This window comes from Zavarzinia sp. (assembly GCF_049306435.1).
In the GTDB taxonomy this organism is placed as follows: Bacteria; Pseudomonadota; Alphaproteobacteria; order Zavarziniales; family Zavarziniaceae; genus Zavarzinia.
Genome location: NZ_JBAQRT010000318.1, coordinates 1 through 9702, shown reverse-complemented (window position 1 = coordinate 9702; position 9702 = coordinate 1). Strand labels below are relative to the sequence as shown.

Annotated in this window: 9 protein-coding genes; 4 read left to right on the top strand and 5 right to left on the bottom strand. The window is 67.7% G+C overall.

Translation table 11 applies throughout. The annotated features are described in order from the left end of the window. From WAZ62_RS17810 to WAZ62_RS17800, 3 genes are all read right to left on the bottom strand, one after another. Window positions 1–329, bottom strand: a 329-nt coding sequence (locus tag WAZ62_RS17810; protein WP_422644883.1) for a hypothetical protein, incomplete at its 3' end; no start/stop codon positions are given. An 88-nt stretch (window positions 330–417) separates the two neighbouring features. Beyond that, window positions 418–1935, bottom strand: a complete 1518-nt coding sequence (locus WAZ62_RS17805; protein ID WP_422644882.1) for an alkaline phosphatase family protein — start codon at window positions 1933–1935, stop codon at window positions 418–420. Window positions 1936–1978: 43 nt separating this feature from the next. Continuing rightward, window positions 1979–2752 (bottom strand): ferredoxin--NADP reductase, encoded by a 774-nt coding sequence (locus WAZ62_RS17800; protein ID WP_422644881.1) that lies wholly within the window; start codon window positions 2750–2752, stop codon window positions 1979–1981. Between the two features lie 274 nt (window positions 2753–3026). On the opposite strand from WAZ62_RS17800, the gene WAZ62_RS17795 reads away from it, so the two are divergent. The 4 genes from WAZ62_RS17795 to WAZ62_RS17780 all read left to right on the top strand — a co-directional run bounded on the left by WAZ62_RS17795 (window position 3027) and on the right by WAZ62_RS17780 (window position 7128). Then, window positions 3027–3482 carry an Lrp/AsnC family transcriptional regulator gene (locus tag WAZ62_RS17795; protein WP_422644880.1) on the top strand — a complete coding sequence of 152 codons (456 nt, stop codon included), beginning with the start codon at window positions 3027–3029 and terminating at the stop codon, window positions 3480–3482. Then, window positions 3482–4132 (top strand): LysE family translocator, encoded by a 651-nt coding sequence (locus WAZ62_RS17790; protein ID WP_422644879.1) that lies wholly within the window; start codon window positions 3482–3484, stop codon window positions 4130–4132. Before WAZ62_RS17795 ends, WAZ62_RS17790 begins: the two co-directional genes overlap by 1 nt. A 132-nt stretch (window positions 4133–4264) precedes the next feature. Continuing rightward, on the top strand, window positions 4265–5194 hold the full coding sequence (locus WAZ62_RS17785) for an alpha/beta hydrolase (RefSeq protein WP_422644878.1): 930 nt from the start codon (window positions 4265–4267) through the stop codon (window positions 5192–5194). 5 nt (window positions 5195–5199) lie between these two features. Further along, window positions 5200–7128, top strand: a complete 1929-nt coding sequence (locus tag WAZ62_RS17780; RefSeq protein ID WP_422644877.1) for a PAS domain S-box protein — start codon at window positions 5200–5202, stop codon at window positions 7126–7128. A 4-nt stretch (window positions 7129–7132) separates the two neighbouring features. Here the strand turns inward: WAZ62_RS17780 and WAZ62_RS17775 are convergent, their stop codons facing one another. Next, entirely contained in the window at window positions 7133–8821 is a 1689-nt protein-coding gene (locus WAZ62_RS17775; protein ID WP_422644876.1) for a sensor histidine kinase, read from the bottom strand. 10 nt (window positions 8822–8831) lie between these two features. Next, window positions 8832–9702 (bottom strand): Mrp/NBP35 family ATP-binding protein (locus WAZ62_RS17770; protein WP_422644875.1); only part of this gene is annotated, 871 nt, incomplete at its 5' end.

Genomic DNA, 9702 nt, shown 5'->3' with positions numbered 1-9702 from the left:
GCCGAGGCCGGCCGGGCGCCGCCCAGGGTGCGCAGCACCGCCGCGCGCTGGTCCAGCATTAGGGCGACCAGCCACAGGATGGCGACGGGGCCAAGGACGCCGGTCAGGATCGCCGCCAGTTCATGCGGGGCGAGGGTGCCGAGGGCATCGAAGCCGACCAGGGCGCCCAGATAATAGAAGGCAGCCGCCAGCCAGCCGACCGAAAGGGCGAAGACGAAGGCCCAGCCCACCAGTCCCGCCAGCGAGCCTTCGGGCGGTGGCGTTCCCCGGGCGCGGCCACTGGGGCTTTCGGTCGGCACGGGCAGTCTGTTGTCGCGCGGGTTCGGCATGGTTTTCTCGTCGGGCGAATCAGGCCGGGAAATATTGTCGCAAGACTAGCATCACCCGGCGAAACTCGTCGTCGCGCCGGCCACGGCCTCAGCGCCGGAACACCGGCCCGCCCTCGCCGAGGTGCCAATGGCTCAGGCCGCGCTCCATGTGGCGCATCCGCCAGGACAGCATCCGGCCGGCGTAAGCCGCGAGGCGCGGAGCCGCCGCCGGCTGGCCGGCCAGATTGACGAATTCGCCCGGGTCCACTGCGCGGTCGAACAAAAGGGGCTCCAGACCGGCGAAATGGACATATTTCGTCGTCTCGTCGGCGATCACGGCCAGATTGCTGGTCTCGATGGCAAGGCCAAGCTCGGTTTCCGGCGCGGCGCCCCTGATGTCGCGGAAGTCATATTCCCAATGAACCTCGGCCCGCCAGTCGGCCGGGGGGCGGCCGCGCAGGAAGGGCAGCAGGCTGCGCCCGTCGCAGGTCAGCGGCACCTCGAGACCGAGGACATCGAGCACGGTCGGCGTCACGTCGACGGATTCGGTGAAGGCCTCGACGATGGTGCCGTGGGCGCCATCGGCCTCCGCCCTCGGGTCGCGGATGATCAGCGGGATATGGAAGCTCTGGTCGAAGTAGCCGGATTTGCCCAGCAGCCAATGGTCGCCCATCTGTTCGCCATGGTCGCTGGTGAAGACGATCAGCGTCCGCTCGTATTGGCCACTGGCCTTCAGGGCGGCAAGGATGCGGCCCAACTGGTCGTCGACCTCGGACATCAGGCCGTAATAGGTCGCCTTGAACTGGCGCATCGCCAGATCGTCTTCGGGCGCGCGAAAGCCGGACCGGTTGGTCTGGAACGCCAGCCAGGGGTGCTGCTCGCCCTCCATCTCCCTTGTCTCGCGGCGGATGAAGCCGGGGACCGCCTCGGCGTCATACATCGCGTTATAGGGCTCGGGCGCGATCCAGGGCGGATGCGGCCGCAGCCAGGACAGATGGACGAACCAGGGCTCGTCGCCCTTCTCTTCGATATAGGACAGGACTTCGCCGGCGAGAAAGGCCGTGCTCGACTCCTCGGCGCCGTAAGCGGGCGGCGGATAGCTCGGCCCCTTGCCCTCGGCCCCCGGATAATTGTCGACCGGCAGATAGATGTCGAAATCGTCGGCCGGGGTCGCGACCCCCTTCGCCCGCAGCCATTTCAGCCAGGCCTTGGGATCTTCCGGCAGATAGACCGCGGCATCGAAGCCGGGCAGCACGTTTTCATAGGTCGCCAGCGCCGGGTCGCTGGCCGGCCGCGTGCGGGGGTCGAGCGCGGTGTCGGTATAGCCGAACAGGGCCGGGGCATAGCCGATCTTGCGCGCTTCGAGGGCGATATTGGTGAAACGCGCGTCCAAAGGCGTGCCGTTGGTGCCCGAGCGGTGGTTCATCAGATACATGCCGGTCAGCAGGCAGGCCCGGCTGGGGCCGCAGGGCGCGGCGCTGGCGAAATGGCGCCGGAACAGCACGCCATCCGCCGCCAGGGCGTCGAGGTTCGGGGTCCGGACCATATGGCCGAGGCGGCCGATACATTCCCCGCGCCATTGATCCGCGGTGACGAACAGGATGTTGGGGCGGGACGGCAGGGACATGGGGCGCTACTCGACGATGGTTACGCCCCTATGTAACCCGGCCCTATTTCTCGACGAAAGCCTTCTCGATGGCGTAGTGGCCGGCCTTGGAGAAGCTGGCCTCGGCATAGCCGTTGTCGTTGAAGAATTTCACCATCTCGGCCAGCATTTCCGGGCTGCCGCACAGCATCAGCCGGTCGTTTTCCTGCGACAGCGGCGGCAGGCCGATGTCCGAGAACAGCTTGCCGGATTTGATCAGGTCGGTCAGCCGGCCCTGATTGCGGAACGGCTCCCGCGTCACCGTCGGATAATAGATCAGCTTCTCGCGCACCATCTCGCCGAAGAATTCATTGTCCGGCAATTCCTTCTCGATCAGGTCGTGATAGGCGAGTTCGTTCACCTCGCGGACGCCGTGGACGAGGATGATTTTCTCGAATTTCTCGTAAACCTCGGGGTCCTTGATGATCGACATGAAGGGCGCGAGGCCGGTGCCGGTCGACAGCAGGTAGAGATGCTTGCCCGCCAGCAGGTTGTCGGCGATCAGCGTGCCCGTGGGCTTCCGCCCGACGAGGATGGTGTCGCCCACCTTGATGTGCTGGAGACGCGAGGTCAGCGGCCCGTCCGGCACCTTGATCGACAGGAATTCGAGGTGTTCCTCGTAATTGGCCGAGACGACGCTATAGGCGCGCAGCAGCGGCCGGCCGTTCACCTCGAGCCCGATCATGGTGAACTGACCATTGATGAAGCGCAGCGAAGGGTCGCGCGTCGTCGTGAAGGAGAACAGGCGGTCGGTCCAGTGGTGGACGCTCAGCACCCGTTCCTGGTTCAGATTGCTCATCGGGCTCGACTCTCGATCGGGCGGCCGGGACTGCCGCCGGAAAAACCGGGTCTTGGCATAGCCATATCCTGTCCCCTTCGCAAGGTTTCCTGGCGGCGACGAATGATCGCGCATGAGGGGCGCCCTGTTTCGGATTCTCACGGGAACGAGATAAAATCCTGTATAATGCGTAGAATCCAGGAAATATTCATGCTAATGATTTAAGTGCAGGAAAAACATATGTACGGCGGCCTGTCGGTACTTCATGACAATATCGCAACGGTGATGTGAAAAAATGCTCGATGATGTGGATCGCGCCCTGATCGGCCTGATGCAGGCCGATGGGCGGGCCGGTGTCGCCGAACTGGGACAGGCGGTCGGGTTGTCGACCTCGGCGGTGAACGAGCGCGTGCGCAAGCTGCTGGCGCGGGGGGCGCTGCGGGGCATCGTCGCCCTTGCCGATCCGCTGGCGCTGGGCCTTGGCATCGCCGCCTTCGTCACCATCACCCTGGCGCCGGGGGCGGACGAGGCCGGCTTCGTCGCCGCGGTCATGGCCGATGGCGCCGTTCTGGAATGCCATCATGTCACCGGGCCGGCCAATTACCTGCTCAAGGCCCGGGTCGCCGACATGGCCGGGCTCGAAGCCCTGCTGCGCCGCCTGAAGGCCACCGGCGCCCTCGCGCGGAGCGAGACCCAGATCGCCCTGTCCAGCCCCAAGGAGACGACCGCGCTGCCGGTCGATGTGCCGTGATGCCCGACTTGTCCCTGTCCCTGTTCGCCAGCGCCTTCGCGCTCGGCTTTTTCATCGCGATGCCGGTCGGGCCGATTTCCCTGCTGATCCTGCGCCGGACGGTGGCCGGCGGAATCGGCATCGGCGTCGCCACCGGGCTTGGCGCGGCGACGGCCGATACGATCTATGCCGCGCTGGCCGCGTTCGGCCTGTCGGCGGTGACCGCGCTGCTGATTGATGAAGCGTCGCTGCTTGGCATCATCGGCGGTCTCGTGCTGATCTGGCTCGGCATCGGTGGCTTCAGGGCCGCGGGCCGGCGCGGCGGCCTGATGCCCGAGGCGGCGGGGGGCGCCGAGATGGCGAAGGTCGGGGCGGTCGCCCCCGCGTTCTTCACCGCCGTCGCCCTGACCCTGACCAATCCGCTGACGGTCATTTCCTTCGCCGGTGCCTTCGCCGGCATCGGGCTTGCCGCCTCGGCCGGCGGTGGCGCGGCCTTGTCGACGGTGATCGGCCTTGGCCTTGGTTCCGCGACCTGGCAGTTGCTGATCGTGGCGGCCGCTGGCGGGGCACGCCATCTGCTGTCGCCGCGCATCCTGGCGGCGATCGACCGCTTGTCCGGCATCGTGCTGGTGGTGTTCGGCGTGCTGGCCCTGTGGCGGGGATTGCAATGATATCTTAAGGCTAGCGCCGTTAACTCTTGTCACCCGTCATGGCACGGACGTGGGGGGTCGCCATCCCCCGCGCCGACGTGATAAGGGCAGGGAAGGGCGGCGAAATTCGCGCCGTAACGGATTCGGGACAGAATGCGGCGTCTGGCGGTTGCTCTCCTCATCCTCGCGGTTGGCGTTCCGGCGACTGTCGGCGGCGTGTTGCCCGCCGTGCTGATGAGCCGCTTCCGCGCCGAGGTGCCGCCGCTGCCAACGGATATTCCGGCGGCCCGTGTCGCCTTTCGCAGCGCCGATGGTGTCGATCTCGTCGCCTGGTTCGCCGAGGCGGAGGCGCCCAAGGCGACCATCATCCTCGTTCACGGCGCCTCGGGCACGCGGGGCGATGCCTATGTCGGCCTTTACGGCATGATGCGCGACCTGCTGGGCCGGAATTACTCGGTCCTCGCCCTCGACCTGCGCAATCACGGGGACTCGGGCGATGGCCCGCGTGGCCCGACCTTCGGCCCGGACGAGGGGCGCGACATCATCGCCGCCGCCGACTGGATCAAGGCCCGGAACCCGGGCCGCCGCATCGCCGCCTATGGCATCTCGATGGGTGGCAATGCCGTGCTCTACGCCGCCGCCGTCGATCCCCGGATCGAGGCGGTGATCACCCAGGATACCTATGCCCTGGCCCCGCCCGTGATGCGCCGTGGCCTGATCGCCTCGACCGGCCTGCCCGATTATATGGCCGACGCGGTGCTGTGGTCGGCGCGCCATTTCTGGGGTCTCGCCGATGGCGAGGGCCGGGGGATCGAGGTCGCGCCGCGCCTCGGGGCGCGGCCCTGGCTGATCATGCAATCGGTCTCCGATCCGATCGTTCCCGCCGCCGATGCCGAGGCGCTGGCCGCCGCCGATCCCGGCGCCCGCCTGTGGTCGACCCCGGCGCCCGCCGCGAATGATCCGCTGCTGCTGGAGGCCGGGGCCTGGGGCAGTCATGCCCGCGACTATGTCTTCTACCGCGAGGCGTGGATCGACCGGGTGGGAGAGTTCCTCGACGGCAGTTTCGCCGTCCTGTTCGGGTGAGTGCGATGATGCCTTCCCCCGAATCCGGAAACGCGGAAATCCGTCTCAGCACGGGTTTCGACAGCCGTATCCTCTCGGTCAGCCCGGCGTTCTCGGCCATCACCGGCTGGCCCGCGGCCGAGGCCTCGGGCCAGACCCTCGCCATCCTGTTCGGGCCGTGGAGCGACCGGGCCACGGTCGAGCAACTGACCCGCGCCGTCGAGCGGGGCGAGACCCTCGAAGCCCAGCCCATCAAACTCTACAACCATGCCGGCAGTGCCTTCGACGCCCTGGTCGCGGTGACCTCCGACGGCGCGGGCGGCGCCATCTGCGTCGTCAAGGGCACCGAGGGGCCCGCCCCGGGGCTGGTGAAGATACAGGGGCAGGCCAGGCACGCGGTCGTGCCGCCGTCACCGGACCGCGTGCTGCCCGTGCTGATCGAGGCGCAGCGCGACGGTGTCATCGTGGTCGACGATGCCGATCATATTTCCATGGCCAATCAGGCCTTCCTGCGCCTCGTCGGCATGACCCGGGAGGAACTGACGGGGCAACTCATCTCGGCCATCGCCGAACTGCGCTTCCCCCCCGGCGACAGCGACGGCTCGATGGGCGCCGCGACCTTGCTGACCCCCCAGGCACTGGCCACCTCCGCCGCGGTCAGCATGGGGCGCGGCGTCGACAATCGCGGCCATGGTTTCCGGGTCCTGTCGTTCCGGGCAAGCGCGTCGGTGGCCCATGGCGGTCACCGCCAGACCGATCCGCTGGAAGCGCGGCCCGAGGTTTTCGAGGCGACATTGCTGCGCCGGGTCGGGATCGACCAGCACCCGGCCTGCGTCGGCCTGCTCGAGATCGTCGCGGCCGAGGACATGGCGGCCGATCTCGGCTCGATCTGGCGCGATACGCTGGAGCGGCTGCGCATCACGGCCGCCGCCGCCCTCGCCGGAGAATTGCAGCCCGGTGAATTGTTCCTGCCGGTTCGCAGTGACGTTTTCGTCGTCCTGCTGAGCGGGACGCCAAGCCTCGGCTTTGCCATCGACCGGATGCAGGCGATCGCCCAGCTGACCCGCCACAGGCTGGTGGATGAAGGCGGCGCCCTCGCCAGTTTCGAGGTGTTCGGCGGCGCCCTGCTGTTCGATGCGGCCGATCCGGCGCTGGCGCCTGGTCGCGAGGCCGGTGCCCTGGCCCTTGGCCTCGCGGATCGTATCCGCGTCGATCAGAACAGCGGCTATCGCACCGATTCCGTGGTCGCCGACATTCTCGACGAGGGCACGGCGGTCCAGCATCCGGTGCGCAGCCGCGATCTCGGCCCGGCCCGGCAGACGTTGGCCCGCTTCGACGAGCGCTCCACCCGCTGGCTGGCCTGGCTGGCGCGGCGGCACCGGCTGACACCGGCGATGGAGCGGGAATTCGATGTCGCCCTGCTGGGCCGGGTGGTCGAATCCCTGCATCAGGGCGCGGCCCAGGCGGGCGGCGTGATCGTCCCGCTGCAGTATCAGAGCCTGCTGCACGGGCAGACGGCGGATCGGGTAACCACATTGGTGTCCAGCCTGCCGCTGCAGGCGCGGGTTCGTCTTGGCGGGCTGGTGCGGGAATCGCCCCCGGATCTCGAGGGCGAGCGCCTGTTCGCCTTCCTGCGCCGGGTCGCCGGGGTGGGGCGCGGTGTCTGGCTGGTGCTCGACGCGCTCGATGCCCGGGGCATCACGGGCCGCCAGGAAGGCCTGCTGGGCGTGGCTTTCGATCATGCGCGGCTGAACCCCATGATCGAGCGCGACCCGATGCGGGTGAAGCAATTCATCGAGCGTCTGCGCGCCGCCAATCAGCCGGTGCTGGTTTATGGTGTCGAGCGGCCGGAGCAGGCGACGCTGCTGTTCAATACCTTCAGCGTCACCCTGGTCGAAGGTCAGGGCTGCGAGCGTCTCGCGGCCACGCCGCGCCTGGCTCCCGGCCTGATCTGAGCCTTCAGACCGGCAAGGTGACGGTCGCGGTGGTGCCCTTGCCGGGGCCGTCGCTGGCGAAGCCGACCTTGCCCTTCAGCTGGGCGGCCAGGCCACGGATGAGGCGCATCCCGAGGCTTTTCGCTTTTTCCGCCGGCTCCTGACCTTCCGGCAGGCCAAGCCCGTCGTCGGCGATCACGAGGTTCAGCTGGTTGCCGCCGCGATGCAGGGAAATGCGGATCGTGCCGCTGCGCCCCTCGGCGAAACCATGCTTCAGGGCATTGGTCAGCAATTCATTGGCGATCAGGGCGAGGGGCACCGCCCGGTCCATCGGCAGGGCGATGCTGCTGAGGTCGAGTTCGAGGCCGACCCGGCCCCGGGCCGCGCCCTCGCCGGTCAGGCTTTCGCCGATCGAGCGCAGGAAGGCGCCGCAGTCGACGGTGGCGAATTCGCCGCCCTGGTAAAGCTGCTCGTGCAACTGGGCCATGGCCCTGATGCGGTTCACCGTGTCGGTGAAGCCCTGACGTAAGATGGGGTCGCCATATTGCCCCGCCTGCAGCGACAGCAGGCTGGAAACGATCTGCAGGTTGTTCTTGGTCCGGTGGTGCATTTCCTTGAACAGAAGGATGCGCGAGGCCAGCGCCTCCTCCAGTTCCACCGTGCGGGCGGCGAGATTGTCCTTGGCGTGTTCCTCGCGGTCGATGGCGCGCAGGCCAAAGAGGGTCAGGCCGCCGACCAGAAGGCCGGAGCCGAGCACGAACAGGAGGCCGATGCCGGCGTTCTCCCGCCAGTTCTGCAAGGCCGCGTCACGGTCGATGGTGGCGAGGGTGACGAGGGGCAGGCCGTTCATCCGGCGATAGGCGATGATCGAGGGCGTGCCGTCGACGATCGCCGGGGCCTCGACCGCCGCTTCCTCGCGGCCGCCCGACAGATGCTCGTGGAAGAAGGGCGTATAGAGAAAGTCGCGCCCCACCATGTCGTCGTTGATCGGCCAGCGCACCACAAGCCTGCCATCGGTGCGGAACAGCTCCAGCGCCGTGGTCGAGGGGACATGCAGCCCGCCGTGGAACTGGGCGAAATAGCGCATGTCGATCGCCGCGAGGACGACACCGGCGAAGCGGCCGTTCCGTTCCAGCCGGCGGCTGACGCTGAAATAGACCGCGTCGGTCAGCAGGCTGCGGTTGGCCGGGGTGATATAGAATTCCTCGCCGTTCTGATGGGCCATGAAGAAATCGCGGTCGGCGAATTCAGAGGGCGGCTTGCGGCCCTGGCTGGTCGAATAGACCACCCGGCCCTTTTCATCGAGGAACCAGATCGAGCCGATCTGCGGCAGCAGCCGGGCCATGCCGATCAGGCGCAGGCGCTTCGCCTCGGTCGAGAACTGGGGGGCGAGGCCGTCTTCCGCCACCATCTCGACCGCCTGGCGCAGCACGAGGTCCGAGCCCTTGATCGTCCACTGGAAATGCTCGTCGACGACGCGGGACAGCAGTCGCGCCTCGGCCGACGCCGCCACGAGGGCACGCTCGTGGTTGGCCCAGGTCAGGCCGAACCAGGTCAGGAAACCGGCCCCGAGCAGGATCGAGATGATCGACAGCAGGATGGTGCGCGGCTTGCGGCCCGCCCGCTCGATATCGTCGAGCAGGGCCTGGCCGCGCCTCGAAAAGGCGTCCGGACGCGGCCTGATGCCGCCGCCGACCTCGGGGGATACGCTCAACCTTCCAGTCCTAGCCGATCACGATGCGTGGCGCCGGGCGGCTATTGTCGTCTCTCCGCTCCAGCCGCGCCAGTACCTTCCGCGCCAGCTCGAGATAGGCGGCGGCCTGCGGGCTGTCCGGCGCGGTGGCGACGATCGGGCGGCCCGCGTCCGAGGTCTCGCGGATCGCCATGTGCAGCGGAACCTCGCCGAGAAAGTCGACGCCGAGGTCGTCCGCCGTCTGATGCGCGCCGCCATGGGCGAAGATGTCCGAGCGCCCGCCGCAATGGGGGCAGAGGAAATAGCTCATGTTCTCGACGATGCCGAGAACCGGCACCTCCACCTTCTGGAACATGGCGAGGCCCTTGCGGGCATCGATGAGGGCGATGTCCTGCGGGGTCGAGACGATGACCGCGCCCGAGAGCGGCGCCCGCTGGGCGAGGGTGAGCTGGGCATCGCCGGTGCCCGGCGGCAGGTCGATGACCAGAATGTCGAGCGGGGCCCAGGCGACATCGTTCAGCAACTGGCCGATCGCGCTCATCACCATCGGCCCCCGCCAGATCACCGCCTGGTCCTCGGGCACGAGGAAGCCGATCGACATGGCCTTGAGGCCATGGGCTTCCATGGGCACCAGTTTCTTCTCGGCGGTCGTCTTCGGCTTGCCCGACAGGCCGAGGAGGCGCGGCACCGAAGGGCCATAGATATCGGCGTCGAGCAGGCCGACCTTCAACCCCATGGCCCGCAGGCCGAGGGCGAGATTGACCGCGGTCGTCGATTTGCCGACCCCGCCCTTGCCGCTGAGGACAACGATTTCCTTCATATTGCAAGCTCCTTCGCCACGGCCTGGGCCAGCTCGGAAAAAACCAAGGCGCAAGGGTTTTGCGGAGACATTCGTATCAGAG

Bases quoted from the DNA above. Each gene is read 5' to 3' on its own strand.
- WAZ62_RS17780 (WP_422644877.1), top strand. From the start codon at position 5,200: ATGATGCCTTCCCCCGAATCCGGAAACGCGGAAATCCGTCTCAGCACG.
- WAZ62_RS17795 (WP_422644880.1), top strand. From the start codon at position 3,027: ATGCTCGATGATGTGGATCGCGCCCTGATCGGCCTGATGCAGGCCGAT.
- WAZ62_RS17800 (WP_422644881.1), bottom strand. From the start codon at position 2,752: ATGAGCAATCTGAACCAGGAACGGGTGCTGAGCGTCCACCACTGGACC.
- WAZ62_RS17785 (WP_422644878.1), top strand. From the start codon at position 4,265: ATGCGGCGTCTGGCGGTTGCTCTCCTCATCCTCGCGGTTGGCGTTCCG.
- WAZ62_RS17805 (WP_422644882.1), bottom strand. From the start codon at position 1,935: ATGTCCCTGCCGTCCCGCCCCAACATCCTGTTCGTCACCGCGGATCAA.
- WAZ62_RS17790 (WP_422644879.1), top strand. From the start codon at position 3,482: ATGCCCGACTTGTCCCTGTCCCTGTTCGCCAGCGCCTTCGCGCTCGGC.